Origin of the sequence: Bifidobacterium sp. UTCIF-1 (assembly GCF_006408915.1) — a bacterium.
Classification (GTDB): domain Bacteria; phylum Actinomycetota; class Actinomycetes; order Actinomycetales; family Bifidobacteriaceae; genus Bifidobacterium; species Bifidobacterium reuteri.
This window is the reverse complement of record NZ_JFAG01000011.1, coordinates 22,975-48,557: the sequence shown is the minus strand read 5'-3', so window position 1 is coordinate 48,557 and position 25,583 is coordinate 22,975. Positions and strand designations below refer to the sequence as shown.

At 62.1% G+C, this 25,583-nt stretch carries 22 protein-coding genes, 2 tRNA genes and 1 pseudogene; 7 read left to right on the top strand and 18 right to left on the bottom strand.

The window, feature by feature from the left end; genetic code table 11:
• Nucleotides 1-5: 5 nt before the first annotated feature.
• From BW09_RS06215 to BW09_RS06195, 5 genes are all read right to left on the bottom strand, one after another.
• Nucleotides 6-1,211: a hypothetical protein gene (locus BW09_RS06215; protein ID WP_044088408.1), complete on the bottom strand. Its 1,206-nt coding sequence runs from the start codon at nt 1,209-1,211 to the stop codon at nt 6-8.
• The gene (locus tag BW09_RS06210; RefSeq protein ID WP_375137564.1) at nt 1,192-1,902 is read right to left on the bottom strand and encodes an ATP-binding cassette domain-containing protein; all 711 of its coding nucleotides are present in this window, start codon (nt 1,900-1,902) and stop codon (nt 1,192-1,194) included. The genes BW09_RS06215 and BW09_RS06210 overlap by 20 nt, the downstream gene beginning before the upstream one ends.
• A 169-nt stretch (nt 1,903-2,071) precedes the next feature.
• The gene (locus tag BW09_RS06205; protein WP_140462891.1) at nt 2,072-3,271 is read right to left on the bottom strand and encodes a hypothetical protein; all 1,200 of its coding nucleotides are present in this window, start codon (nt 3,269-3,271) and stop codon (nt 2,072-2,074) included.
• A 181-nt stretch (nt 3,272-3,452) separates the two neighbouring features.
• Complete coding sequence (locus BW09_RS06200; RefSeq protein WP_140462889.1) at nt 3,453-4,214, bottom strand: hypothetical protein; 762 nt, start codon at nt 4,212-4,214, stop codon at nt 3,453-3,455.
• 47 nt (nt 4,215-4,261) lie between these two features.
• Nucleotides 4,262-5,011: a hypothetical protein gene (locus BW09_RS06195; protein WP_140462887.1), complete on the bottom strand. Its 750-nt coding sequence runs from the start codon at nt 5,009-5,011 to the stop codon at nt 4,262-4,264.
• Between the two features lie 547 nt (nt 5,012-5,558).
• Between BW09_RS06195 and BW09_RS06190 the strand changes: the two genes are divergently transcribed.
• Complete coding sequence (locus tag BW09_RS06190; protein WP_140462885.1) at nt 5,559-6,233, top strand: hypothetical protein; 675 nt, start codon at nt 5,559-5,561, stop codon at nt 6,231-6,233.
• A 265-nt stretch (nt 6,234-6,498) separates the two neighbouring features.
• Here BW09_RS06190 and BW09_RS06185 read toward each other — a convergent pair whose 3' ends face one another.
• The 4 genes from BW09_RS06185 to BW09_RS06170 form a co-directional block, all read right to left on the bottom strand.
• A complete protein-coding gene (locus tag BW09_RS06185) occupies nt 6,499-7,218 on the bottom strand; it encodes a hypothetical protein (protein ID WP_140462883.1) in 720 nt (239 codons plus the stop codon).
• A 139-nt stretch (nt 7,219-7,357) separates the two neighbouring features.
• Nucleotides 7,358-7,873 carry a hypothetical protein gene (locus BW09_RS06180; protein WP_140462880.1) on the bottom strand — a complete coding sequence of 172 codons (516 nt, stop codon included), beginning with the start codon at nt 7,871-7,873 and terminating at the stop codon, nt 7,358-7,360.
• Nucleotides 7,870-9,276: a hypothetical protein gene (locus BW09_RS06175; RefSeq protein ID WP_140462878.1), complete on the bottom strand. Its 1,407-nt coding sequence runs from the start codon at nt 9,274-9,276 to the stop codon at nt 7,870-7,872. Before BW09_RS06175 ends, BW09_RS06180 begins: the two co-directional genes overlap by 4 nt.
• A 209-nt stretch (nt 9,277-9,485) precedes the next feature.
• Nucleotides 9,486-10,148, bottom strand: coding sequence for a response regulator transcription factor (locus BW09_RS06170; protein ID WP_140462876.1), 663 nt, complete (start codon nt 10,146-10,148; stop codon nt 9,486-9,488).
• Between the two features lie 402 nt (nt 10,149-10,550).
• On the opposite strand from BW09_RS06170, the gene BW09_RS06165 reads away from it, so the two are divergent.
• From BW09_RS06165 to BW09_RS06140, 6 genes are all read left to right on the top strand, one after another.
• Nucleotides 10,551-10,925: a YraN family protein gene (locus BW09_RS06165; protein WP_140462927.1), complete on the top strand. Its 375-nt coding sequence runs from the start codon at nt 10,551-10,553 to the stop codon at nt 10,923-10,925.
• Nucleotides 10,926-10,977: 52 nt separating this feature from the next.
• Nucleotides 10,978-12,513, top strand: coding sequence for a YifB family Mg chelatase-like AAA ATPase (locus BW09_RS06160; protein ID WP_140462874.1), 1,536 nt, complete (start codon nt 10,978-10,980; stop codon nt 12,511-12,513).
• A gap of 74 nt (nt 12,514-12,587) precedes the next feature.
• Entirely contained in the window at nt 12,588-14,009 is a 1,422-nt protein-coding gene (locus BW09_RS06155) for a DNA-processing protein DprA (RefSeq protein WP_308810339.1), read from the top strand.
• Nucleotides 14,010-14,073: 64 nt separating this feature from the next.
• Nucleotides 14,074-15,951, top strand: a complete 1,878-nt coding sequence (locus BW09_RS06150; RefSeq protein WP_140462872.1) for an FAD-binding protein — start codon at nt 14,074-14,076, stop codon at nt 15,949-15,951.
• 226 nt (nt 15,952-16,177) lie between these two features.
• Complete coding sequence (locus BW09_RS06145) at nt 16,178-17,125, top strand: succinate dehydrogenase/fumarate reductase iron-sulfur subunit (RefSeq protein WP_044088418.1); 948 nt, start codon at nt 16,178-16,180, stop codon at nt 17,123-17,125.
• 75 nt (nt 17,126-17,200) lie between these two features.
• A complete protein-coding gene (locus BW09_RS06140) occupies nt 17,201-17,866 on the top strand; it encodes an O-methyltransferase (RefSeq protein ID WP_044088419.1) in 666 nt (221 codons plus the stop codon).
• A 23-nt stretch (nt 17,867-17,889) separates the two neighbouring features.
• On the opposite strand, the gene BW09_RS06135 is transcribed toward BW09_RS06140, so the two are convergent.
• From BW09_RS06135 to BW09_RS06095, 9 genes and pseudogenes are all read right to left on the bottom strand, one after another.
• The gene (locus BW09_RS06135) at nt 17,890-18,741 is read right to left on the bottom strand and encodes a TIGR00730 family Rossman fold protein (RefSeq protein ID WP_140462870.1); all 852 of its coding nucleotides are present in this window, start codon (nt 18,739-18,741) and stop codon (nt 17,890-17,892) included.
• 205 nt (nt 18,742-18,946) lie between these two features.
• Nucleotides 18,947-20,213: pseudogene (locus BW09_RS06130) on the bottom strand (Na+/H+ antiporter NhaA); the annotation flags it as partial.
• 216 nt (nt 20,214-20,429) lie between these two features.
• Nucleotides 20,430-21,668: a MalY/PatB family protein gene (locus BW09_RS06125; RefSeq protein WP_140462867.1), complete on the bottom strand. Its 1,239-nt coding sequence runs from the start codon at nt 21,666-21,668 to the stop codon at nt 20,430-20,432.
• 123 nt (nt 21,669-21,791) lie between these two features.
• A tRNA-Arg gene (locus BW09_RS06120) sits at nt 21,792-21,865 on the bottom strand.
• A gap of 29 nt (nt 21,866-21,894) precedes the next feature.
• A tRNA-Arg gene (locus BW09_RS06115) sits at nt 21,895-21,968 on the bottom strand.
• Nucleotides 21,969-22,104: 136 nt separating this feature from the next.
• Nucleotides 22,105-23,457: an ATP-dependent Clp protease ATP-binding subunit ClpX gene (clpX, locus tag BW09_RS06110; protein ID WP_044088422.1), complete on the bottom strand. Its 1,353-nt coding sequence runs from the start codon at nt 23,455-23,457 to the stop codon at nt 22,105-22,107.
• Nucleotides 23,458-23,644: 187 nt separating this feature from the next.
• Nucleotides 23,645-24,364 (bottom strand): ATP-dependent Clp protease proteolytic subunit, encoded by a 720-nt coding sequence (locus BW09_RS06105; protein ID WP_140462865.1) that lies wholly within the window; start codon nt 24,362-24,364, stop codon nt 23,645-23,647.
• A gap of 5 nt (nt 24,365-24,369) precedes the next feature.
• Nucleotides 24,370-24,987 carry an ATP-dependent Clp protease proteolytic subunit gene (locus BW09_RS06100; RefSeq protein ID WP_100494185.1) on the bottom strand — a complete coding sequence of 206 codons (618 nt, stop codon included), beginning with the start codon at nt 24,985-24,987 and terminating at the stop codon, nt 24,370-24,372.
• Between the two features lie 207 nt (nt 24,988-25,194).
• Nucleotides 25,195-25,578, bottom strand: a complete 384-nt coding sequence (locus BW09_RS06095) for a transcriptional regulator (RefSeq protein WP_140462863.1) — start codon at nt 25,576-25,578, stop codon at nt 25,195-25,197.
• Nucleotides 25,579-25,583: the final 5 nt, after the last annotated feature.

Below are 25,583 nucleotides of genomic sequence, written 5' to 3'. Positions count from 1 at the left end.
GCGGCCTACCGGTTCTTGAAGTACCTGAGCAAGTGGCTTTCCCGTGTGAGCATCACCGCGACCCCCGCGCCCGACAGCACGCCCACCACTGCAGCGACCGGAACCCGAAGCATCGTGTCGGCGAGCGCCGCGGCCTCCGCATCCCCGTTCTGCAACCATACCCATGCCCACAATGGACTGGTCAACAGCACTGCAGCGGTCGCCCATACGATCGTCTCCAACACGATCTGCATCAACAGCGCGGTTTTCGGAACCCCGCAATGCAACGCGGAAGCCATCTCGAGTCTGCGCGTCCATGTGGCGATGAATCCCAATGCCATCGCGGCCACCAAAGCGATCCACGGCGTGTAGGCGGTCAGTCTCACGCGGAACAGGGACGCACTGTCCAGTGCGCTGCCTTTGCTCATGTTGAGCTTGGCGATCTGAGGACGTTCCTGCGTGGCATCCATGCCGGAACCGATGCCCGTCATGCGCAGCAACGATTCGATGTCCTTGGTCTCGGGCCAGGTGCGCACCCAACACTGGCTGAATGATTCCGACGAGTTGGCGGGCACCGGAGCCAACGCAACATACGAGAATCCTGACTTGCGACCGTCGTCCGGCCACTCGAACACCCCGGACACCTGTACGTTGCGCCCGTCCCGCAATGCCAGGACACTGCCCGCCGCGGCGGCGAACGGCTTGGCCGCTTCGGCCGAGAGCATCACGCCTTCCTCACCGTCTTCCGATGCGGTCTCGGTATCGGCGTCCTTCGAAACCGAGACCTGCTCCCCTCCACCGGACAGGTCGTCGGCGCTCGTGCCTGTAGTGCTCAAAGCGAACACCCTACGCGCCCCCGGCGTGATCTCCATCAAGGGCACTCCTGTGGATGGCAGGGCCGCGAACACCAGCTTCTGGTCGGTCTGTCGTACAGCGCCAGCCGCTTCGACACCATCCAATGAGGCAAGCCGGTCGCAGGCGGCGCCATCGATGTGATTGTTGTATTCCATTACCCATGTCGAGCCGCCGGCTGCCACGTATTCATCGGTCTGTCGCTGAATGGAGGCGATAGTCAGCCAATCAGCACCGACCAGCAGGAGAATCAGGCATGCAAGTCCCACCGCCAGCGCACATGCATGACTGGTGCCGCTGATCAGGTCGCGCCACGCCTCCCCCAGCATGCCGACAAGTCGCATGCGCGCGATCTTGGCTTCACGCTGCAGCTGCGTCATGATGCACCTCCTCGCTTTGCCAGTCGCGCAGGTCGATGAGGTCGGTGCAGGCGTCCCGCGTGCGCGGGTCATGCGTGGCCACGACGACAATCGCCCCGCTCATCGACAGGTTGTGCAGGTGCTCGTTGACCGTGGCCGCCGTATTGAGGTCAAGTTGCGCGGTCGGCTCGTCCACGAGCAGCAGCCCGGCGTGTGAAGCCACGCCGCGCGCGAGCATCAACCGTTGCGCTTCACCGCCCGACAGGTCACGAAAAGGCTTCGCGGCCAGTTCATCCAAGCCAAAAGCCTCCAACAGGGCCATGGCATGGGTTTCGGCATCTCTCCGCCGCTCGCCGCGCGCGATGAACGGCAGGGCCACATGATCGAGCGCGGTGCGCCGGGCTACGCCGTGGGGGTTCTGCAGCACCCAGCACACGCGTCCGCAATCGACGCGCTCCACCGTGCCCGCCACCGGTTCCACCCATCCGGCGATGATGGACAGCAACGTGGATTTGCCCGATCCGGACGGCCCGGTGAGCGCATAGACGTGTTTGGGAAGTAGCGTCATGGTCAGGTGACGGAACAGCATGTCCTCGCCGGTACGGTCGAAACTGTGGCCTACATCGGTGAGGATCACACGACGGCCTTCACCATGCCCTTCCCGTGAGGAGACCGATGCCGAGGAAACCGGTGTCGAGGAAGCCGCCGGCACAACCGATGAACAGGAGGATGCTACACCCGATTGGGTATCAGGCCGCGAATCCAGCCTCGAATCAGCCTTCGAATCCGACTGCACAGACGTGCTGCGATCCGGCTCTCCGGAATCAGTTCCACGCAACGTACCCTTCGCCAAAGGGTTCCTCCGCCTCCTCCAAATCATCTCACTGCCCGTCCTGCCCTGAGGCGGAATCGGCTTCGGCATCGCAGTGTTGGGCGGTGCGCGGGGTCACATCCACGTGGTCGAACTGCTGCCCATCGCCGACGCTGACCATGGTCTTGCCGAGCTGTGAGGCGATGATGGACACTTTCACCGGCTTGGCGTCCACACTCACGCATCCGAGTCCGCCCGAGGCGTCGTAGACCGCGGAGGGTGGCACGGTGAGCGCGGTCAGCGGCTGAGCGAGTCTCCAATCGTAGGACACGCTGAGTGTGCCACCACCCGTCCCGGATGCCCCGACAACGGCACCCGTTCCCCCGGCGCCACCGGCTGTCGCACCGCCGGAATCCCCGCTCATCGACGCCAGACGGAAGGCCACGGATCCGCCGATCGCCGCGAGCATCGCGGGATCGGTGAGTTCGACGGTTCCGGCCGGCACGGCGAACGTCTGCTCGCCGATGACGAGTGTGCGTTCGCCGGCCACCAGATCGGTGGCGGACGTCGGCAGCGTCGCCTTGAGCGGGATCGCGGCCGTGGTGAACAGGTTTGCACCCGCCGTGATCTGCCGCCCCACGGCGATCGAGGATTGCTTGACCGTCACCGAGTCGGCGGGCAGCCAGACGAACGATTCCGGGCCGATGGACCAGCCTGAGTCGGCGGTGATGCGGGCGGCTCCCTTGCTGTCGGCGAGCGCGTTGTAGGCGGCGATGGTGTCCCACGTCATCCAATCGGAGTCGGGCGCGCCGTAACCGAGACGGCGCAGCGCGGCGTTGAGGCCGGCCGCGTCGGGCCCGCGGGTGCCGCTGGTCAGCGTGCGGTACAACGGCACGTCGGTGTGCAGGGCGAGAACTGGCTTGGCGTCCACGTCGAACACCGTGCCGCCGGAGCCGATGACGGTACCTGTACCGATGGAGGTGCCGGTGATGGTGCCCGATACCGGCGAGGTGACGGTAGATGATTCGCCGAGGGAGACGGCCAGCGTCACGGAACGCGCGTCGTCGAACTGGGCGGAGGCCACCTTCACCGTTGTGGCCTCGGTGCTGGAGACCAGGGACGGCGGGATCTTGGAGCGGGTGAGGAGGAACCCGCCGCCAAGACCCACCGCGAATATCACCAAGGCGAGCAGTACCACGATGGAGACCGCCACCCCATTACGCGCGGCCCGCAGTTCCTTGCGATCCCTCGCTGCGCCTTTCCGCTTCATGTCGGCCTCCTTGCCTTGTGTCCCACGATTTGCGCCCACGCCTTGTACCGTCCTACGCCGTCCTACGCCCGGAAAACCAGGAAGAACAGGCCTCGCGCATGCCTTGGCTGATTTCAGCGTATTGCCGGTTCCGGCCGCTTCCCAATACCGTTGTCATCCGAAAGACGACATGTTCCTGCCGCTACTGATGCAGCGGGTCCTGTCCGCACGCCCAGAACTGCTGGCCCTGTGGCGAATTCGCATCGTATTTGTAGTCCGGGTTGGACTGACCGTCGAAAGTGGTGCTCATGTACTCGCTGAAGAACTCATGCCAACGTCGGAGATTGGCCTCGAACTGGCTGTTGTCGGTCACGTTCGCGGTGTTCATCGTGCTCATGTACTCGTCTTCGCTGATGGGGCTCGGCAGCAGATCGTGCTTGGCATAGCATTGGTATGTCTTGCGTGCCATGGCCTCCTGGTCGATGTTGTCCGGGTTCGTATTCATGGCCGCGTACAGGCTGGAGATGTCACCCGAGCCGGTCTTGGCATGGCACTCGTCCATGACCTTGAACTGCTCGTCGTCGGACATCGATCCGCGATACTGGCCGACCGCCTCGCCCCGGTCCAACGTCCAAGTGGCCTGTAGCCCATAGGGTTCGAGGCACTTGTTGTAGTCGTCGTAGACCTCCTGCACCTCGGCTTCGGTGATCTTGCCGTCCTTGAGGATGTTCCTGGCCAGATCGGTGGGCGCCTGGTCGTATTCCTTCTTGAATTCCGCGGCGTACGGCCCGGAGAAGGTCGGCTCGCCGCCGATGCCGGTCGTGTCGGCGGCCTTGGACGGTCCGTTGACGTCCGCGACCTGTCCACATCCGGCGAACATCACGCATGCCAGCGTCGCCGCCCCGATCAGCACAATCGCGTGGCGCAGCCGTTGACGAATCGTCGTTGCCGTATTTCCCTGCATGATGGCCTCCTTGCCTAATGGATTCGTATGTATGTTGCGTGTTGCGCCTACTGCTGGCTCAGCGCGTCGGTCTGGCATTCCCAGAATTGCTTCGCCTTGGCGGCGTCGTAGTCCGGGTTCGGGCTGCCGTCATCGTTGCGTTCCATATAGACGCGGTAGAACTCGTTCCATTTCCGGGTCTTTTCGACGATCTGCTCCTCGCTCAGCCCTTCCGCACCGGTGACCTCCAGATCGAGGAACTCCCGCTCGGTGATGGGCTTGGGCAGCAGGCCGCGCTGCTTGAGACACTGGTATATCGCGCGCTGCCTGGCACCGACGTCGAGGTTGTCCGGGTTACTTTGCAGCGCATCATACATGGACTCGACGTTCCACAGGTCGGTCTCGGCGGCGCATTCAGTGTTCTTCTGATTCATCTCATCCTTGCTCAGACTGCTTGCCCGCACCTGGGAAAGCTGTCCCTTGGTGGAGACCAGACCGTACGGCGCAAGGCACTTGTTCTGCGCGTCGAAAACCTCCGTAAGCTCCGCGTCGGTGACCCGGCAGTCCTCGAGGATGCGTTTGCCCAGTTCGGTCTTGGATTGCTCCCAATTGAGCTTGAATTCGGCCGCGTACGGGCCTTGGAAGTCAGGCGCCTTGCAGACGGTCGCCGCAGCGTTCGACGGTGTCTTGCCTTCGGCGTTCGCCGCGCCGCCACCCTGTCCCGGACCGGAACAGGCCGCCATCGCCAAGCACAACGGCACCAGCACGCCGGCCGCGATCATCCGCCGCGCGACGCCGCCATATCCGTTCGTGTTCATCGTCATCCCCACCAATCATCGTGGACTTCCTCGTCATGATTCAGCTTAGGCACGCTTCCCGCGTGGATCGCAATCGCCGTGTAGTCGGTGAGGTTACACAGATCGGCTTTCAGACCGTTGTTGCTGGTCCGCCAGCGTCTTTTGCCGTGTGTCTGTTGCCGTGGAAGTTGTTGACAAGGGGCTGTATGTACGCGCCATCACGAGACAGACGCGTACATACGGTCCCTTATGCTCCCAAAACAGGCGGTAAGTACGCGAGACCTTCGTCGAGACGCGTACTTACCGCCGCTTTCATCATCGGACACCGTCAGAAGGAGCCGGAGTAGCCATCGGCATCCGGCCATTCCGAAATCATCCGATGTCTGTCATCCGCTGGCTTACGCGAGTTCTCGCGAAACGGTCCCATCTGTCATACCTTGGATTTACGGACAACGAGGTCACAAAGACACTGTGCGAACGGCTGAACGGCATCCGTGACATTCACCCGCCGTGCCAAAACCAAATGCCCAGACCAAAGACCCAAGGCCCAGACCAAAGGACGGCACTGATGAAACGCAGCACAACCTACGCAATTCGCACGTCCATCATGTCCTTCATGTTGATGTTGACGCTGTCCGGCTGCGGAGGCGTACCGGGTACCGATACCACTCCTCAAGCCGCCGAACCCACGTTCTCCGGCCCGTGGGCCGAGGATTTCCAGCGAAATTACGATGACGCGGGTCAACAGGGCAACACGTTCGCGCAGGACGTGCTGCGAGATGGGCGGATTACCGAGGCCGAGGCCACCGAGGCGGTCAACCGGTATGCGTCGTGCATGAAGGACGCCGGGTTCGCGCTCGATTACGTCAATCCGGACGGCAGCAGCCAGATGTCGGGCGAACTGACCGACGCCGAGAATGCGCGATACGGTGAGGCGGACGGCACCTGCGATGCATCATCGGGCTCCCGGTGGATTACGGCGCTGTACAACGCGGTCGCCGGCGATCCGAATGGCGATCTGCGCAATCGCAGCGACGAAGAGGCTCGTCAGGATCTGGCCGACTGTCTCAAACGCAAGGGCGTGGTCGGCGATGAGTTCACTGCGGAGAATATCCCCGAGGTCAACGCGAGCGGCGACGAGAATTGGGAATTCCAACGCCAATTCGTCGAGCCGGGCGGCCGGTACTACAGCGAGCGCAGCACCGACATACTCACCCAATGCAACATGGATCCGCGGCAGTAAGGTAACATCCGTCCCACCGTGTGGGAGTGGATTTTCGGTTTCCCAGGAATTCCGCCATTCCCCGCCCCTACTGGTCTGTCTCGTAAATAATTGAGGAATTCAGCTTGTTCTCTCCCCCAGTCAGCTTCGCCGACAGCCCCCTCGTCAGAGGGGGCCAGGACCACTCGACCAATTACGAGACTAACCAATACATGGTGGGTAGTTCCCTACGCCATGCGGCTTATGCGGGCAGCAAGCGGCCCGGCATGCCCAAACCACCATTCAGTCACCCGCATGCCTCGACCTTCTGTCGGAAGTCTGCATCGGCGCGCTTGCCTGCATCGAACGGCCCGGCGCCCGCACGGCTGTCACGATCGTAGTCATCAATCGAATACGATTCGCTCACCAACCCCTGCCGCACATAACAATCGATGATAATCTGCCGCGCATCCTTGCCGTCGTTGTCCGGATTGATCTCGGCGGCGCTGGCCAGCTGCCATATGGTCTGTGCCCCGTCGCGCGTCGAGCAGGTCTTCACATCCTGATTGAACGTGCCACCCCACGCCGCCGACTCCGCCTGGGATGCCCCGCTGGGCGGCCGCGAGCTTATCTCCCCCAGCTCCCCCATCGTGATCGAATCCGTGTCGTGACCCAGATCGCCCAGACATTGGAGCACGTGATCGTTGAGCTCGGCAAGCTCGGATTGCGTGATCACGCCGTCTTCGAGAATCCCCACCGCGAAGTCGGCGCCATCATCCTGCAACGTCCGGCGGGCTTGCCCCAGCTCAGCGGCATAGTGCGCGTTGAGGTCATATCCGCCAGCCGTCTCCATAGTTCCTTCGGTTCCTTCGGAGTCCGGGCCGCCGGACAACGGACCGGCGCAGGCAGTCAGCGCGCATAGCATTACGGCGGCCACGCACGCCGCCGTCAGCCATGCACGCCCCGCACCGGAAGCTCCGGGAGTGCCGGACGCGCCAGGAATCCCGAATGAACACGAATCATGCATGTCAGCTCCTTCGCCGTCGGAACGGCATCATCACGCCGTTGCCGCCATGCTATGCAATCGTTCGCGGAACGTCACGCCCATGTGTAATCCCATGGATGACGCGATTTCGCGGCAAGCCGGCGTCACACCGCAACCGGTTTCACAAGCCAGGCATCTCGACGCTGAGCGAGGGATGGCCGCCGTCCTTGGACGCCACGTCGCGCAGCGTCACGTAATCGGATTCGACGCCGCACTGACGGATGATCTCGTTCTTCTCCTGACTGTCGATCGAACCCCGAACCGTAACGATCACCTCGCCCTCGCCGCCGTCGACCGGCTGCGCCTGAAGCCCGTACACGGACAGGCATTCGTTATACGCCGTGCGTACCTCCGCAAGTTCGTCGTCTGTCACCACGCCATCCTCGAGCACTTCGCGGCCGAGCCCGGTATGCAGGTTGTTCCATGCGTTGAGCAGATCGTATTTGTCCGGCCCGGTGAATTCCGGGTGCTCGCTTCCGAACGACGACTGCGCGTCCGTGCCGTTCGTCGCGTTGTATGGCACGTCGCGCCATGGCTCGGGCAACAGCATGGCCCAGATGATGGCGCCGATCGCAACGATCACCAGCAGCGCGGTGGCGGCAATCGCGACGACCCGCCGCCGTACGTCGGTATTCATGATGGGCTCCCGGAATCACGCTCCGACCGCGCGAGGGCACGCCCCTCGGGATGTAATGCGCCGTTCCGTTCCGAGGCCGTCCCCGAATCCGATCTGCCGAGCGAATCCCCGGCCGGCCGCGTAGGGATGCGCGCGTACAGCACCCAATCACCGTCCTCGGCGCTGTCGTTGAGCACGCCGCCGAGCCCGGCGATGATGCGGCGGTGCATCATGAGCCCGCTGCCGTGCGAGGGGATGCCGGCGCTGAAATCAACGTTGCCATCGGAAACGGCCATTCCCCCGCGATCATCGGGTTCGTCGGCGGTGTCGGAGCCCACGCCGGCGACGACGCCTGCGCGGTTCTCGCCACGCCCCCTCGCCTCGCCGTCACCATGTTCGGCGTCGCGCAACTGTCGCAACGGATTGGTCTCCATGATTTCGATGGTGTCGTGTCCCAACGTCACCACGCAGTAGTAGCCGCCTGTGGCCGGATCGAGATGACGGCCGATATTCGCCGTGAGCTCGCCGATGAGGTTGGCCGCTTCCCGGACCGATTCGTCGGCGCAATCGTCCGGCAGTTCGCCGCGTATCTCGAAAGTGCCATGGAATCCAAGGCGTGCCAAACGCTCCCTGCCAGCACCGACGGCCTGCATAATCGTCGCTATGCCCACAGTATGGTCCGGCCGCGCCGATTCCACGGATTCCGGCGGGCCGGTCGGCCCCGCCGATTGCCCGGGTGCGACCTCCTCCAACAGGTCGATGACGTGATGAATCTCGTCAAGTACGCCGAGAGCCTGAGTGTTGACGAATTCCCAGTCCCGCCGCTCAGTGGCGTGGGCGGGGTCGTCGGGCGTCCTCCGCAGCTGTCGTTGCGCGGTCAGAGCGATGTACGAGAGTCCCCCGCTGGCCGAATCGTGGATGCGCGAGGCCAGTCGTGTGTTGCGTCTCAAGGTGTCGGCCTGCCATTGCCTGCGTTCCAACGCCATCGCATGGTCGCGTATCTCGTCGCGTTGCTTGCGCCACCGGAAGGACATGCCGGCCATGGTGGCGAGGGTGAACATGCCGATGTAGTTGACCATGCCCACCCATGTGGCGGATATGGCGTTGAACGTGTTGAGAGCCACCGGCACGCATTCGGCGAGCGAAACGGTGACAAGCGCGCCAATTGCCACTGGAATGGCACTGTTGTATCCGATGATTGCGAGCGCCAGATACGCGGCCCACAGCGGGTTCGGCCCGGAAAGATCAAGCACGAACAGACGGCCGAGCACCGTGGCGATGATCATCCATCCGGACGTGCGCGGCATGAACGGTGAAAGGACGATGCCCACCACGGATATACCGGAGAACAGGAAGTTCAGCGGGTAGACCGGCGGAATCGCAGCCCATTCGATAAGCGTGGCTGCAAGAATGAACAGGGCCATGGCTACACGGAACCAATGTGTGCGGAACCATCGCGACACGAATGCGGCACTCCTCATGGCGAGGTTCCCAGCGCAGTTTCCGACGCGGCGCGCGGCACGGCCCTCCTCCCCTCCACGGCTCCCGTCGGGCTCTTCAGCATGGTCGCCTCCACGGCTCCCGCTACGGTTCTCGCTATGGCTCTCGCGCACCGCGTGCTCCGCGACGGCGTTCATCGTTCATCCTCCGCCGCACCTGTCCACAGGGCCACGGCCTGTCCCCGTGAATTGACGCCCAGCTTGTGGATTGCACGGGTGAGATAGGTCTTGGCCGTGGAGACGCTCACCTGCATCTCCCCGGCGATCTGTTCGGTTCCCAGCCCCCGCGAACACAGATTCATGGCCTCGGCCTCCCTGTCGGAGAGTAGGAACTGTCGCGGCAGACGCCGGCCGGACAGACGCCGGTGGGCCTCCGACGAAGTCTGGAACCCCTCGCCCCAAGTACCGCCCGCCGCCACAGCGCGAATAGCGTCAACAATCGGCGCCTCGACGGATTTGGGTACGATTCCTTGAGCGCCGGCTTCGGCGGCCTTGGACGCATACACAGCCAGGGAGAACGAGGTGACGGCCAGGATCATCACACGCGCGGTCTGAACGCGAATCGTCCTGCACACCACCAGACCGGACAGCTCGTCCATCGACATGTCGGTGAGCAGCACATTCGGACTCCGTTGCGCATCGAGGCACCGCGCGACCGCATCCCGTCCGGAGACGGTCTTCCACAGCACGCGCGCCTCCGGCATCAGCTCACTGATGGCGCGTTCCAGAAAGGCCAGCGAAAACTCGTCGTTGTCCAGCAATCCGATGGTCACGATAGGACGAACCGTTTCGGCCATCTCCCCCTCCTTTGCGGCAAGCCCTGCAACGCTGCTTTCACGGTAACACCAATATGCGGCCGCAACGGAATCGCCACGTCATCCGTCGGACGACAATCGGCATACCGCCCTAACAAACTGTGGATAACCCGGATTCCATCCACACGTTATCCACAACACTCCAAACCGCGTCATAGTATCCACATTCGCCGGTCGGCCTTGCGCTGCGCATATCGCAACCCGCACAGTGGATTCATGAGCAATTCAGCATCAATGCAGATCACAGGACACAGCGATACGCCGGTCACGCACCGCGGCGATCCCGCATCTTCCCGTCTCCGTCGCCCCATGCCGGTTTCCGCCCCGGATGAGCCGCCCTTCCAGCACGGAAGCGACCATGAATCGGACAGTCTCGCCCAGGACATGGCGAATCCTCTTCTGACGGCCAGACAGTTCGGCGAGCTGGGAGAACAGTATGTCGCCCTATGGCTCGAATCCAAAGGATGGCATATCCTCAGCCGCAATTGGCGCACACGATACGGCGAGCTGGACATCGTGGCAATCACACCCGAACGCATGGTGGTGTTCGTAGAGGTGAAATCTCGCCATAGCGCCTATTACGGCACACCCCAGGAGGCGGTGACCCGGAGCAAACAGGTCAATCTGCGCCGCGCTGCAGCCGCATGGCTCATCGACCGCCGCAATCGCATACCGCATGCGGGCGTCCGTTTTGATGTGATCACCATCCTCATGGATATGGGCCAGCCGAAGGTCGGCCATATCGTGAACGCCTTCTGACCCCATTGGCATGGCAATAGATCACGAGCAAAGAACATAGAAGGAGACCATCATGGCCATCGGCAGCACGCTGTCCGTGGGACTCATCGGACTGAAGGCCTTTATCGTGCAGGTGCAGGCGTTCATCAGCCCAGGACTACCGTATTTCTCCATCATCGGACTGCCGGACACATCGTTGTCCGAGGCGAGGGAACGGGTGAAATCCGCATGTCAGGCCAGCGGATTCTCCTGGCCGCAGACCAGGGTGACGGTGAACATGAGCCCCGCTGCAGTGCCGAAACGGGGTTCCTCGCATGATCTGGCTATCGCGGCCAGCGTCCTATGCGCTTCCGGAGCCATCGGAGCCTCCTGTCTGGAGGACACGATCGTGCTCGGCGAGGTCAATCTCGATGGCTCCGTGCTGCCGATCCACGGGTTGCTGCCCATCATGCTGCACGCCAGGGAACGCGGGTCGAACAAGGTCATCGTGCCGTACCGCAATCTTGATGAGGCGCAGATGATCGAAGGCATGGACGTCATCGGCATACGCCATGTCGGCGAACTCATCGAGCTGATGGGCGGCAATGCCGTCTACCGTCTGCCGGAGTCCAGCATCGGCGGAGAGGATATAAGCGACGACCATGCCCTTGTGGTCGCAGACGAGCCAGGAGACATGAGCGAGGTCCTCGGCCAAGAGCATGCAAAATGGGCGCTGCAGGTGGCCGCTGCGGGAGGACATAACCTCATCATGACGGGCCCGCCGGGAGCAGGCAAGACGATGCTCGCGTCACGCATCCCCGGCATCATGAGCCCATTGGACGAACAAGCGCAGCTGGAAGTGGCTTCGATCCGCTCGTTATGCGGCACATTGCCGCACTATGGCATCACTGACGTGCCGCCGTTCGAGGCGCCCCACCATACCGCTTCGACCGCCTCGCTGGTGGGTGGAGGCAGCGGCATCGCCGCACCGGGCGCCATCACGCGCGCCCATCGGGGCATCCTGTTCCTCGATGAGGCGCCCGAATTCTCGTCCCGGGCATTGCAGACCCTACGCGAACCATTGGAATCCGGGTATGTGTCATTGACCAGGTCCAAAGGCAGCACATATTATCCGGCCGACTTCCAGCTCATCATGGCGGCCAACCCCTGTCCGTGCGGGTATTACTACGGCACCGGCGAACGATGCACCTGCAAGGAGAAGGAGCGTATGCGTTATTTCTCGCGTCTTTCCGGACCGATTCTCGACCGCGTGGACATCCAGATCACGGTCCCGCCTGTGTCCCGCATTGCCCAGCAGCACGAAAGCGCCGGCGAACCTAGCCACACGATTCGCGCACGCGTCGTGCAGGCGCGACATGCGGCTGCGGAACGGTTCAAACCATTCGGCTGGTCGTGCAACGCACAGGCTTCCGGCAAATGGCTTCACGCCAACACGTCACTCAGGGCGGTGGAGCTGGTGAATCGCGCCTTGGCCAATCACCAGCTTACCTTGCGCGGCGCGGACCGGGCCATGAGGCTGGCATGGACGTTGGCCGATCTGGCCGGGCGCACCAGTCCCACGGAACAGGATGTCCACCAGGGCATCGGATTGAGAACGAGGATGTCATGAACAATCAGGGTATACAGGACGACAGGAACGACCAGAACAGCGGAAGCTCGCTGTATGTCCCCTCCGCGGACGCCATGTATCGCGCGGCGCTGACCTTCTGTCTGGATGACGCCGACGCGATGATGTACGCCCTGCTCAAAGGCGTAGGAGACGCTGCAACCGTTTGGCACCTGCTCAGGGAATCACATCCGAAGAACCCTTCCTCCCAATGCGCCGCCGCCCTGGGCAAGCTCGACCTGGCCTTCACCCAAGGTCTGGTCCGCTGGGGGCGCAAGCCCCAGGCCTCGGTGATGAAAACATTCCATACCGCGTTGGCGGGCTGGCACAACCGCATGCAGGACATGCCGTCCGATGACCCTGTGCGCATCGCCGATTGGTTCACCGTGGACGGCACCCAATGGCTGATCGGCCCCGACAGCCCCTACTGGCCGGGGCAGCTCGAAGATCTGGCGCTCAAATCGGATTGGGCACCGCCATTGTGCCTATGGGGCAAAGGCGACCCGCAGGCGCTGACCAGTTGCCCCAAGCCGGTGGGAATCGTCGGCTCACGCGATGTCACGGAATACGGACGCTATGTGGCGCATACGTTGGCCGAGCAGGCGGCGGCATTGGGGCATACGGTGGTTTCGGGAGGAGCCATGGGCACGGACGCCGCCGCGCACTGGGGCGCATTGAACGCCTTCCATGGGCGAAGGTCACACACCGTAGGACGCACCGTGGCGGTATTCGCCGGAGGTCTGAACCATATGGGCCCCACACGGAATCGTTCCCTGTTCGAACGCATCGAAACGCAGTCGGGGGCGCTGATCAGCGAACTGTGCCCGAACACCATTCCCGAAGCACGTCGATTCCTGCTGCGTAACCGCATCATCGCCGCGTTGTCCTCGACTGTGGTGGTGGCGCAGGCACGTCTGCGTTCGGGCGCCTTGAACACCGCAGGCTGGGCGTACGAGCTCATGCGCGAAGTGTATGCGGCTCCGGGGGACATCAACCAACCGGCCAACGCCGGCTGCAACAGGATCATCAGTGAAAACCGGGCCGCACTGCTGTGTGCGGCAACCGACGTGGAAAGCATCTGCCATGAAGCTCATCATCCCAGCACGGAACATGCCGCGCACTCTGAAGCGACCGCACCGCAACCGACCCTGCGACAGGTCCACGCCGAGCCGGCCTCTAGGCATACCCGCAAACCGGGCTCGCCATCCGCAGCGTCATCCGACCTGCGGACCGTGACGGCGGCATCCGCAGATGGACCGAGATCCATCCACCTCAACGCCCTGCCCGAACCTCAACGCGTGTTGGCCTCACTGATCAAGGAATGCCATAAACGCCATCTGATAGCCACTCCGGACGCCCTGCTGAAGATGGCACGGCAGCAGGTGCCGAACGAGATATCCGATATCGGCACGGTTCTGGAGCTCGTTGGCGCCATGGAACTGAGCGGCATCATTCGCAGGCAGGCCGATGAGGTGGTGTTCAGCACCATCGTGGACTGACCCGGCGCATGCCTCGATTAGGCAGGAGAGGACACTGTTCGGCGGGTGTGCAAGAATCGAACCCATGAGTCCGAAACGTCTGGAAGATATGTATGATGCGGTTATCGTCGGCGCAGGAGCTGCCGGCCTGTCGGCGGCGCTGGGATTGCTGCGGTCCCCGGCGATCGCCGAGCTTACGGAGCAGGGCGTGAGCCCGAAGATCCTGATGGTCTCCAAGCTGCAGCCTCTGCGCTCGCACACCGGTTCGGCCGAAGGCGGTATCGCGGCCAGTCTGGGCAATATCGAGAACGATGACTGGCATTGGCATTACTACGACACCATCAAGGGCGGCGACTGGCTGGTTGACCAGGACGCTGCCAGATTGTTGGCGGAATACGCGCCCGAGACCGTCATCAACCTCGAACGTCAGGGAGTGGCATTCTCCCGAACCGAAGATGGGCATATCGCTCAACGTCGTTTCGGCGGACACACCCGTGATTTCGGCGGCGAACCGGTCAAGCGAGCCGCCTACGCCGCCGATCGCATCGGCCATCAGATTCTTCACACGCTCTGGCAGCAGTGCGTGGCACAGGGCGTCGAATTCGCTGAGGAATGGTATGTGACCGATCTGGTCCTCAGCGAGGATGGCGAGCGCGCGGCCGGCATCGTGGCATTGGACACCCATGCCGGCAAGCTGCACGCCATTCACGCGCGCAATGTGCTGATCGCCACCGGCGGCGCAGGACGTCTGTTCCACACCACATCCAATTCCTGGGATCTGACCGGAGACGGCATGGCATTGGCGTTGTCCGCAGGCCTGCAGCTTGAGGACATCGAGTTCGTGCAGTTCCATCCCACCGGGCTCGCGCATACCGGCATCCTGCTTTCCGAGGCGGCACGCGCGGAAGGCGGTATCCTGCGCAATGCCGACGGTGAGGCGTTCATGGAACGCTATGCGCCCGAGCATAAGGACCTCGCGGCCCGCGATGTGGTATCCCGTTCGATCATGGCGGAGATCGACGCCGGCCGAGGTGTCGCCGATCCCAAAGACCCGGATGGTCCGAAGGATTGTGTCTGGCTGGATATGACCGGCATCGACTCGGACCGTATGAAGCAGGCTCTGCCGCAGGTGGTGGAGACCATCGAACAGTACGCGAATCTCGATCCGGCCAAGGATCCGGTGCCGATCAAACCCACCGCGCATTACACCATGGGAGGCATCCCCATCACCACGGACGGTGAGGTGTATCGTTGGTGTGACGGCGCTTCGCATGTGGTCGAAGGCCTGTTCGCGGCAGGCGAATGCTCCTGCGTTTCCGTACATGGCGCAAACCGTCTGGGCGGCAATTCCCTGCTGGACGCATGCCTGTTCGGCACTCGCGCCGGTCGCGCGCTGGCCGCACGCATCGCAGCGGCGCCGGTGGCCTCGCCCATGAACGACGATGCCGACGATGAGCCGTTGGCCGCGGCAGTCGACCGGACGGCATCCATGCGTCAGGATGATTTCACCTCAATGCTTCAGGGAGCTCTCGAGTCTTCCGCAGATGCCGAGGCATCCCCCGTATCCGACGGCAACGCATACCAGCTCATGGCAAAACTCGGCTCAATCATGGAACAGGCTCTGGCGGTACGCTGCAGCGCCGATACCATTCGAACTGCGCTGTATCAGCTTGATACGGCGATCAAACCCGCCGCCGAGACGCTGCATGCACACGACAAGACCGCCACATTCAATCAGGAAATCACCGCCATCTGGGAAGTACGTCACCTCATTGAGCTTGCCGAATCGGTGCTGAAGGCCTCCGATGCGCGTGAAGAGTCCCGCGGCTCAATGCGGCGCCTTGATTTTCCGCAGCGCGATGACGAGCGCTTCCTCGCGCACTCCATGGTCGCCCGAAATGGCGCAGTGGCGTTCAAACCGGTGACCATCACTGATTACCCGCCACAGAGCCGTGAATACTGATTCAGGGGTCTGTCTTGTAATTGCTTGAGACTGCTCCTAGGCGGTCAATCAACGGCTGGTTCTGTCAGTGCGGCCGGCACGACCGCTATTCGGCATACTGGCGTCGAGGCACACCATCGGATCAGGGGCGTGTCCCATATGGCACGCCCCTGATCACACGCGCCACGCCGCCTAGGGCTTGTGGCACAATAAATTGGCTGATTAGTGACTTCATGGAGGCAGATGAATGGCTGAGGCGAACACAACAACGGTTACCCTGCACGTGCACCGGTTCACGCCACGCGCCGAACGCGCAGAAAACGCACGTGGCGGCAGCCCGTTCGCCCGTAAGAGCTCTCCTTTCGGCGGGGGCGCAAGCGCTTCGGCACGTCGCCGTCCGCGAGGCAGGCAGTGGGTGCAGGAATACACGATTCCCGCACGGCCCGAAGACACCGTTCTGGATTGCCTGCTCACCATCAAGCGCACGCTCGACCCCACGCTTGCATTCCGATACTCCTGCGGACACGGCATGTGCGGATCGGACGCGGTGGCGATCAACGGCACCCCCACGCTCCTGTGCACGGCGGCCATTCGCGATTGGGCCAAGCAGCCCGGCACGCTGCCGCAAGTGGACGATGAAGGCTTCCGCCATGTCGGGAACGGCGACGACGAGAACACCTCCGTGGAAGGCGCACAAGCCGCCGACGCCAAGACCCAATCACTGGGAGTCATCGAACTCGCTCCCCTGCCGGGCTTCCCGCCACAGCGTGATCTCATCGCGGACATCGACCCGATGCTCGATCAGATCCGCAAACTCACTCCATATCTTCAGGCCGACGGCGTGCTCGCCACGACCGCCGAAGGCAAGGTGGACGCATTCGAATACCTCCAACATCCCGAACAACTCGCCAAATACGAGACGCTGAGCAACTGCATCGCGTGTGGCGTATGCGAAGGCTCCTGCCCGGTATTCGCAGGCGGCGACGCCTTCATCGGCCCCGCCGCTTTGGTCTGGGCGTCACGGTTCATCAATGATTCCCGCGATTCCAAGGCCATGGAACGCATGGATGCCATCGACACGGCGGATGGCGTGGCCGCATGTCAGTCCGTACGCGCATGCTCCCGTCACTGCCCTCGCGGCATCGATGTCGGGGAGGAGATGTGGCAGATCGTGGCCAAGGTCCGCGAACGATAGGACGCATGCATCCCCCCATATTGGCGCAAAACAGGGTCGCGGCCAGACAGACTACATCATCAAAAGGTGACTGCAATGGATAAAACACAGTACACGAATCTCGCCAAAGCGTGGGAGTTCGCCGAAGAGCATGCATTGGAACGGCAGACTGCGATTGTTTCCGCAGTACGGGCCAAAGCCGAACAGGCAGGACAGCCACAAGGTTCCGCCGCGCAGGCACAGTTGCTGGCTATGCTGGTCCATCTGACCGGCGCTTCCTCGGTGATCGCCATCGGCACCGGTTCCGTAGTGGAAACCGTGCAATTGGTGGAGGCGCTCAATGGCGGCGGCCAGCTCACCGCAGTGGACTCCACCGCCCAGGGCATCGCGATGATTCGCAAGGCGTTTGCCGATCTGCAGGATGTCACCGACACGTCGTTGCGCGCGGTCAATGCGCCGGCGCACGTATTCCTGCCCAGACTCAACGCCAACGACTATGATTTCATCGTGGTCGCCGGCGACGCCGCGAATTATGCCGCCGCATTCAATCAGGCATCACGCCTGCTGCGCTCGCGCGGCATCATCGCGTTCACCGATGTTCTTGCCACAGCCGGCGATCAGGGCGGCGTGCTGAACGCCGCCGACCGCAGTGCCAAAGCCACCGCCATGCGTGAGCTGATCGCCACAGTGGAGGACAACGGCGACTTCGAGTCCACGCTAACACCGGATGGCACCGGCCTGCTGATCGCCTGCAAACGGTAGCGCGGCTGTGACGCAATCCTGATTCACAGCCCCTTGGTGACCATGTCCACGGCCTCGTCGGGATCGTCGCTCATGGCGACCAGATGGGGATCGATGGAGGAGATCATCCCATGCTCCTTCACCGTACCGTTCAACCAGTCGAAAAGCCCTTGCCAGTAGGCTTTGTCGTACAATACGACGGGCATGTCGGCCACCTTGTGGGTCTGCACCAAGGTCAATAGTTCGAACATCTCATCCAATGTGCCGAACCCTCCCGGGCAGACTATTACTCCGGAGGAATATTTCACGAACATGGTTTTCCTGACGAAGAAGTAGCGGAAGCTCATGCCGAGATTCACCCATTGGTTCAATCCCTGTTCGTGAGGCAGCTCGATGCCGAGTCCCACCGACTTGCCGCCGGCGAGCGCCGCTCCCCTGTTCGCCGCTTCCATGATGCCGGGGCCGCCGCCGGTGATGACCGCTATGTTCTTCTTGGCTATCAGGCTGCCCATGCGACGTGCGGCCTTGTACGCAGGCTCGGTGCGCGCGGTTCGTGCCGAGCCGAAAATGGCCACGGCTGGGCCAAGCTCGGCCAGCGCACCGAATCCGTCCACGAACTCGGATTGGATCCGCAGCACACGCCAGGGATCCATATGCAGCCAGTCGGTATCCTGATCTGGTTTGAGCAGATTGGCCGTCGTGTTGTCGGACGGAATCATCTGTCCGCGAAGAATCACCGGCCCGCGGTGATAGGTGTCTCCCAACGGGGAGGCGTCATCCGAGTCGACTGAGGCGACAGTGTCGACGGGAGCGGCGTCGCCCGTCTCGACGATCAGTGTCTCCTCGGCGTTTTTCCTGTCTTCGGCTTTCTTGGCCTTCTTTTGCTTCTTGGCCATCTGATGATCTCCTTGAATGTGTTCAGGCCCTCGTCGCGCTTCTGCGATTGATGCAGGCGTTCCGCCCGCATCTGCGCGATTTCCTCGGGCGTGAATGCCTCCATCGTCACGCTTTGCGTACCGTCGGCCAGCATACCCGCATGTTCTTCGAACGTATGGCCGGCGGCGTCTTTGGCAGGTGCCGCGTCGGAACCGGTGGCCTTGCCTGCAGCCCTCAGCGCGAACTGCTTCGATTGACGATGCAACAGTATACCTGCAACCAGTGCGGAAATGAGCGAGCCGACCAATACGCCGAATCGGGCTTCCGCCGACAATTCGGCATTGGTGTACGCCAGCGAGGCGATGAGGAAGGAGACGGTGAAACCGATGCCGCAGGCGCAGGCGGCAGGCACCAGATCCCGTACCTTCAGTCCTTTTGCCATGTTCAATCCGCCGAGATGCGTCGCGATCCACGCCGTGCCGATGATACCGAGGGGCTTGCCGGCGACCAAGGCCACGATGAGGGCGATGACCAGAGGAGAGAGCATAAGCTCAGGGGTCAGTTCCGCGAAATGCACGCCAGTGGCGAACAACGCGAAGATCGGCAGGGCAAGCAGTGCGGAGAACGGCTGCAGCTTGGAGGCATATCGTTCGGCGCGCGGCGAGGACTCGCCGTGCATTTCACGGGAAGGAGTGAACAGTCCCACCAGCACGCCGGCGAGCGTGGGATGCACACCGGCTTCGAACATCATCACCCATGCCAGGATACCGACGACACCGGCCGCAATCCACGGCACTCGCTTCATACGGACAAGTATGGCCCATACGGCCGTGCAGGCCGCGATACCAACAAACCAGTACCAATCATTGAGCGACGAGAAGAACACCGCGATTAGGATGATGGCCAGCAGATCATCCACCGTGGCGAGCGTCATGAGGAACGCACGGATCGATCCCGGAAGCCCTTTGGCGAACAAGGCCAGCACGGCCAGCGAGAACGCGATATCCGTTGCCGTGGGCACCGCCCAGCCATGGACCAGTTCGCCGAACGGGATGATGCTGCCGGTGCTGGGAAGCACCACATTGCCCACGCCGCCGGGGCCGTACTGGGAGAACAGTGCGGACACGATAACGAACAGTATCGGCGGTACCAGCATGCCTCCTGCAGCGCACAGCATCGGCACGGCTGCGGCCTTGGGATTGGACAGCGAACCGGTGGTGAGCTCCTGTTTGAGTTCGAGTCCCACGGTCAGGAAGAATATCGTGAGCAGACCGTCCTGGGCCCAATGGCCGATAGGCAGATCGATGTTGGTGTAAGGTATGCCGATCTGCGTTTCCGCGATTGTTTCGAACAGGTGATAGGTCAACGGAAGATTGGCCGCTATGAGTCCGACCAGCGCGAAGCCGAGCATGATCAGTCCGGAGACGCGGTCCGAGGCGGCGAGTCGTTTGATGGAGTTCCATAGCCGCCATTGCGAAGTCTTCGTCACCATCTCATGCTCCTTGCTCTTCATCACCTAACGACAACAACCGTTGCACACAGACCGCGGTGTTTCAGGGAAACCGGCGTGGTATCGGCATCTTGATCAGTCCGGTCGAATATGGTTGGCTGAGTGCTCGCCCCAGTATGTTCGTACGTCCTTCCATATTACGAAATGGCTACGGACGTTCCACCCCGGGCTGAGCGGAGAACAAACGACCATCGTCGGCTATCGCTCGGACAACGCCGTCTCGAGCCGGTCGAGCACACGTTCGAGCAGTGCGGTCGGACAGGCCAGGTTGATGCGTTCGAAGTAGTCGCCGGATGCGCCGAAGATGGAGCCTTCGTCGAGCCAGACGCGTCCGCGCACGTGCATGAACGTGCACAGGGCTTCAGGTGAGTCGAATCCCAGCCCCCGGCAATCAAGCCAAGCCAGATAGGTGCCTTCGGGCTCGATGAGCCGTATACCGTCGACACGTCCGGCGAACGCGCGCAGAAGTCCCAGATTGCGTTCGAGCACGACCATGAGTTGGTCCAGCCAGCATTCGGCGTGCTGGTATGCCGCCTGGCACGCCACCATGCCGAAATGGCCGACATTCAACCCGCCGATGTTCTCGGCGGCCGTATCGAACCGTCGCTTGAGCCCGGCATTGGGAATGATCACGTTGGAGCACAGCAGACCGGCGAGGTTGAACGTCTTGGACGGCGCGGTGAATTCGATCACGTTGTCGGCATATGCGGACCCGAGCGTGGAGAACATCGTGACCTGGTGTCCGGGATACGTGAAGTCGGCATGGATCTCGTCGCACAGTACCACCACATCATGGTCCCGGCAGATGTCGCCGATGCGACGCAGCTCGTCGGCCGTCCAGACGCGGCCTACCGGATTGTGCGGATTGCATACCAGCATGGCGGTGCATCTGGGATCGGATGCCTTGGTTTCAAGATCATCGAAATCGATGACGTAGCGGCCGGATCGCTCATCCAGTATCAGCTCGTTGTCGAGAATGGTCAGACCGTTGTGCTCACAGGCCATGGTGAACGGGTAATAGACAGGGCGCTGGATGATGACCTTATCCCCCGGATGGGTCACCGCGCGCAACGCAGTGTTGACTGCGGGCATCACGCCATCGGAAAGGCTCACCCACTCCGGCTTCACATCGAAGCCGTGACGGCGTTTCATCCAGCCGATCAGTGCGTCGAAGTATTCGTCGGTGACGTAGTCGTACCCGAACACGTCACGGGAGGCGGACTCGACCAAGGCCTGCATGATTTCAGGAGCGGGCTTGAACTCCATATCCGCGACCGACAGCGGCACCACGTCGGCGCTGTCCGGCCCCATCTGCTCGGCGATCTCATGCCATTTATACGACGTGGATCCATGCCGTTCGAGAATGGTATCGAAATCATATCGGGCCAACCGCTCCTGCGCCACCGCACTCCGTCCTTCCACTACGCTGATGGTCATCCTTGATGACCAACCGCAAACCCACATCATCGTAGCCGCACGCCGCATATCCGCAGACCCGCATGCCGAACATGGACCTTCATTGGAAAAGCCCCGGAAGCATACGCTTTCGGGGCTTTATCGTGCGCCGGACAGGATTCGAACCTGCGACCTGCTGATCCGTAGTCAGCTGCTCTAATCCGCTGGGCTACCGGCGCATACCACTGTTATCCCCGTGGTTCGGGAGTGCGCCGGACAGGATTCGAACCTGCGACCTGCTGATCCGTAGTCAGCTGCTCTAATCCGCTGGGCTACCGGCGCATGTTGTCGTTCAAACAACTCGATATATAATACCCACTTCTTGCCATCTCGCAACTCGGCGTGTCGCATCGTGACACATACGCGGAACCGCGTCATACCAACGGTTTTCCGCTTTTCCGTCTCCGAAACGACCCGATCACGCCTCTCGAAGTCGACCGGCATCATCCGGCTGCATGGCGGTCTGCAAGAGCTTTGGGCTTCCCTCTCCAAGCACGCTCGCCTTGTCGACGATCACCTGACGCACGTCTTCGAGACTGGGAATGCGGAACATCGTATCCTGCAGCGTCCGTTCGATGATGGTGCGCAATCCCCTTGCACCTATGCCCTGGCTGATGGCGGTTTCGGCGATGGCTCGAATAGCCTCTTCGGTGAATGCCAGGTCGACCCCGTCCACTGCGAACAATTTGCGGTATTGTTTCACCAAGGCGTTCGCGGGGGTCGTCAGCACTGCGACAAGATCGTCCGCATCCAGTTCCCGCAGCACACTGGTCACCGGAAGGCGACCGATGAATTCCGGAAGCAAACCGAATTCGGCAAGATCATCCGCATTGACCTGTTCCAGCAATTGCGCATCGTCCAGATCGGCATTATGCCAATTCGTGCCGAATCCGGTTTCACGCCGCCCCAGCCGCTTGCGAATGATGTCCGTCAGGCCGATGAACGCCCCACCGCAGATGAACAGGATGCCGCGCGTGTCCATCTGCACGGTGTCCTGTTCCTTGTGCTTGCGACTGCCTTCCAGTGGCACGGACGCTATGGTGCCCTCCAGAATCTTGAGCAGAGCTTGCTGCACGCCTTCGCCTGACACATCACGGGTGATGGATGTGTTCTCCCCCGATTTACGGGCGATCTTGTCGATCTCGTCGATATAGATGATGCCATGCTGCGCCCTGCCGACGTCTCCGTCAGCGGCCTGCAGCAGTCGCTGGAGAATGGTCTCCACGTCATCGCCGACGTATCCGGCTTCGGTCAACGTGGTGGCATCGGTGATCACGAACGGCACGTTCATCACCCTCGCCAATGATTGCGCCAGATAGGTCTTGCCCACGCCGGTGGGACCGAGCAGCAGGATGTTGGATTTCGCCACTTCGACATCCGCCAACGGATCGCGGGCATCGTTGACGCCTTTCCGCCGTACGCCCGCATGAGCGCGCTCCGAACCGTCCAGACGGAGGGCATCGTCCTCAAGTTCCATATTGACGCGTTTGTAATGGTTGTAGACAGCCACGGACAGTGTTCGTTTCGCGTCATTCTGCCCCACCACATACCTGTTCAGATATTCGAAGATCTGAGCCGGTTTGGGCAGTTGCAACGCATTGACTTCGGCGTCCTTGACACGCTCCTCCGCGATGATATCCACACACAGCGCGATGCATTCATCGCAGATGGAGGCATTCGGGCCGGCCACGAGTTTCTTGACCTGGCGCTCGGTCTTACCGCAGAACGTGCAACGCGGTACGTCGTCGTTATAGCTCACTACACGCCCCATAATGCTCCTTCGCCGTCTGTACACGCTGTTCGACGTCGTATGACCACGACGACACCGGAACCATCGCATGGCACAGGCGTCGTTCTCGCCGTTTTCTAACACAATACCCCCGGCCGACACAGGCCGAGGGTATTGCAATGCCCATATTCGAAAGGCACGAAGTGCGCCTTCTCTGGTTCACGCCCGATTACCGGCGGTGTTCCAGCACCTCGTCCACGATGCCGTATTCCTTGGCTTCAGAAGCGGTCAGGAAGGTGTCCACCTCGATGTCGCGGCGGATCTTCTCCACATCCTGACCGGTGTGCTTGGCGAGGGTCTCCTCCAGCCATTCGCGCATGCGCAGCATCTCCTTGGCCTGGATCTCGATCTCCGTGGCCTTGCCGAATCCCTGGTCGATGGCCGGCTGGTGGATGAGCACGCGGGCGTTCGGCAGCATCAGACGCTTGCCCTTAGTGCCGGAGGCCAGCAGGATAGCGGCGGCGGAGGCGGCCTGACCAAGGCAGACGGTCTGCACGTCGGGCTTGATGTACTGCATCGTGTCGTAGATGGCGGTCATGGCGGTCATCGAACCGCCGGGAGAATTGATGTACATCATCACGTCACGGTTCGGGTCCTGGGATTCCAAAACCAGAAGCTGGGCCATCACGTCGTCGGCGGAGGCGTCGTCCACCTGCACGCCGAGGAAGATGATGCGGTCCTCGAACAGGCGGGAGTATGCATCCTGGGTCTTCATGCCGTACGGGGTCTTCTCCACGAACTGCGGCATGATGTAACGGTTCGTCGGCATCTGGGCGGGCGCGGCGGCAAACGCCTGAGCGCGGGCGGCGGCGGGCATGAAACCGGCCACGCCGGAGCGCCCGGCCAGACGGTCGGCGCGGGCCGCGAACTTCGCTTCTTCACTTGCCATGAGTCTCACTCCCCCTTGTTTCCGATGGTGTCCGGCGTGGTCACGAGCTTGTCCACGAAACCGTATTCGAGGGCTTCCTGCGCGGTGAACCAGTGGTCGTACTCGTTGTCGCGGTAGATCTCCTCGACGGTGTGGCCGGTCTGTTCGGCTGTCAGCTCGCTCATGGTCTTCTTCATGTCCATGATGAGTTCGGCGTTGATGCGCACGTCGGTGGCGGTGCCGCCGATGCCGCCGGAAGGCTGGTGCATGAGCACACGGGCGTGCGAGGTCAGGTAACGCTTGCCCTTGGTGCCGGAGCTCAGCAGGAACTGGCCCATGGATGCGCACATGCCGAGGCCTACGGTCGCCACATCCGGCTCGATGAGCTGCATGGTGTCGTAGATGGCCATGCCGGCGGTGATGGAGCCGCCCGGAGAGTTGATGTACAGCCAGATGTCCTTCTTCGGATCCTCCGCCGCCAGCATCAGCAGCTGGGCGCAAATGCGGTTGGCCATATCGTCCTTGACCTCTTCGCCCATCCAGATGATGCGGTCCTTGAGCAGACGGTTGAAAATCGGGTCGACGGGGCCGGCCGGGACGTCCTCGCCCGCCATGACCGGCAAGGTCGCAAAGGTATTGCTCACCTTGGTACTCCTTCTAATAACTCGAACATTGTTCAGACTACCGCCTTGAAGCGACTGCCGACGGAATTTCGCCTGCATTTCGGCGGCAAGCGTAGGCGCAGGGGCACTCGATTCCGCAATCCTCGCGTCGGCAATCCGATTCCGTGCCCTCAGTCGCCCCGGCATCCGTGCATCGCGTCGTCCGCGAGGGAGCTGCCTTGCGATCGGCTATTCCAACGTGTCGAGCACATCGTCGATGAGGAGCCGCTCCTGCGTTCGGGCGCCATCGTCTTTCAGTCTCGGGAACCGGCGTTCCGCGTTTGCCGGGCTCGCCCCCGCCGCCCGTGCCACGTTCGACTTGCTCGCCCCACGCGCCACGGCCTTCTCGGCGAGCCGATCGACCAGCGAGTCCGACACCTGACGCATCTGTTCGGCTACCCATAGCTGGGCCATATCCTGGCTGAGGCCGTAGTCCTCGACCAGTTCGCTGGACGCCTCCTGGATGGCCGCCCACAGCACCATGAACGGCTTGCGGTAGTAGCCGATCCGTTCGGCGAGCGGCTCGGCGGCGAGTTCCTCCAGCGCCCTGCGGTCCTCGGTGTTCGCGGACATGCGCC

What these genes read in the sequence shown, in the direction of transcription:
- BW09_RS06215 (WP_044088408.1), bottom strand. Translation starts at nt 1,211, where the DNA reads ATGACGCAGCTGCAGCGTGAAGCCAAGATCGCGCGCATGCGACTTGTC.
- BW09_RS06205 (WP_140462891.1), bottom strand. Translation starts at nt 3,271, where the DNA reads ATGAAGCGGAAAGGCGCAGCGAGGGATCGCAAGGAACTGCGGGCCGCG.
- BW09_RS06200 (WP_140462889.1), bottom strand. Translation starts at nt 4,214, where the DNA reads ATGCAGGGAAATACGGCAACGACGATTCGTCAACGGCTGCGCCACGCG.
- BW09_RS06195 (WP_140462887.1), bottom strand. Translation starts at nt 5,011, where the DNA reads ATGAACACGAACGGATATGGCGGCGTCGCGCGGCGGATGATCGCGGCC.
- BW09_RS06190 (WP_140462885.1), top strand. Translation starts at nt 5,559, where the DNA reads ATGAAACGCAGCACAACCTACGCAATTCGCACGTCCATCATGTCCTTC.
- BW09_RS06185 (WP_140462883.1), bottom strand. Translation starts at nt 7,218, where the DNA reads ATGCATGATTCGTGTTCATTCGGGATTCCTGGCGCGTCCGGCACTCCC.
- BW09_RS06180 (WP_140462880.1), bottom strand. Translation starts at nt 7,873, where the DNA reads ATGAATACCGACGTACGGCGGCGGGTCGTCGCGATTGCCGCCACCGCG.
- BW09_RS06175 (WP_140462878.1), bottom strand. Translation starts at nt 9,276, where the DNA reads ATGGCCCTGTTCATTCTTGCAGCCACGCTTATCGAATGGGCTGCGATT.
- BW09_RS06170 (WP_140462876.1), bottom strand. Translation starts at nt 10,148, where the DNA reads ATGGCCGAAACGGTTCGTCCTATCGTGACCATCGGATTGCTGGACAAC.
- BW09_RS06165 (WP_140462927.1), top strand. Translation starts at nt 10,551, where the DNA reads ATGGCGAATCCTCTTCTGACGGCCAGACAGTTCGGCGAGCTGGGAGAA.
- BW09_RS06160 (WP_140462874.1), top strand. Translation starts at nt 10,978, where the DNA reads ATGGCCATCGGCAGCACGCTGTCCGTGGGACTCATCGGACTGAAGGCC.
- BW09_RS06155 (WP_308810339.1), top strand. Translation starts at nt 12,588, where the DNA reads ATGTATCGCGCGGCGCTGACCTTCTGTCTGGATGACGCCGACGCGATG.
- BW09_RS06150 (WP_140462872.1), top strand. Translation starts at nt 14,074, where the DNA reads ATGAGTCCGAAACGTCTGGAAGATATGTATGATGCGGTTATCGTCGGC.
- BW09_RS06145 (WP_044088418.1), top strand. Translation starts at nt 16,178, where the DNA reads ATGGCTGAGGCGAACACAACAACGGTTACCCTGCACGTGCACCGGTTC.
- BW09_RS06140 (WP_044088419.1), top strand. Translation starts at nt 17,201, where the DNA reads ATGGATAAAACACAGTACACGAATCTCGCCAAAGCGTGGGAGTTCGCC.
- BW09_RS06135 (WP_140462870.1), bottom strand. Translation starts at nt 18,741, where the DNA reads ATGGCCAAGAAGCAAAAGAAGGCCAAGAAAGCCGAAGACAGGAAAAAC.
- BW09_RS06125 (WP_140462867.1), bottom strand. Translation starts at nt 21,668, where the DNA reads ATGACCATCAGCGTAGTGGAAGGACGGAGTGCGGTGGCGCAGGAGCGG.
- clpX (WP_044088422.1), bottom strand. Translation starts at nt 23,457, where the DNA reads ATGGGGCGTGTAGTGAGCTATAACGACGACGTACCGCGTTGCACGTTC.
- BW09_RS06105 (WP_140462865.1), bottom strand. Translation starts at nt 24,364, where the DNA reads ATGGCAAGTGAAGAAGCGAAGTTCGCGGCCCGCGCCGACCGTCTGGCC.
- BW09_RS06095 (WP_140462863.1), bottom strand. Translation starts at nt 25,578, where the DNA reads ATGTCCGCGAACACCGAGGACCGCAGGGCGCTGGAGGAACTCGCCGCC.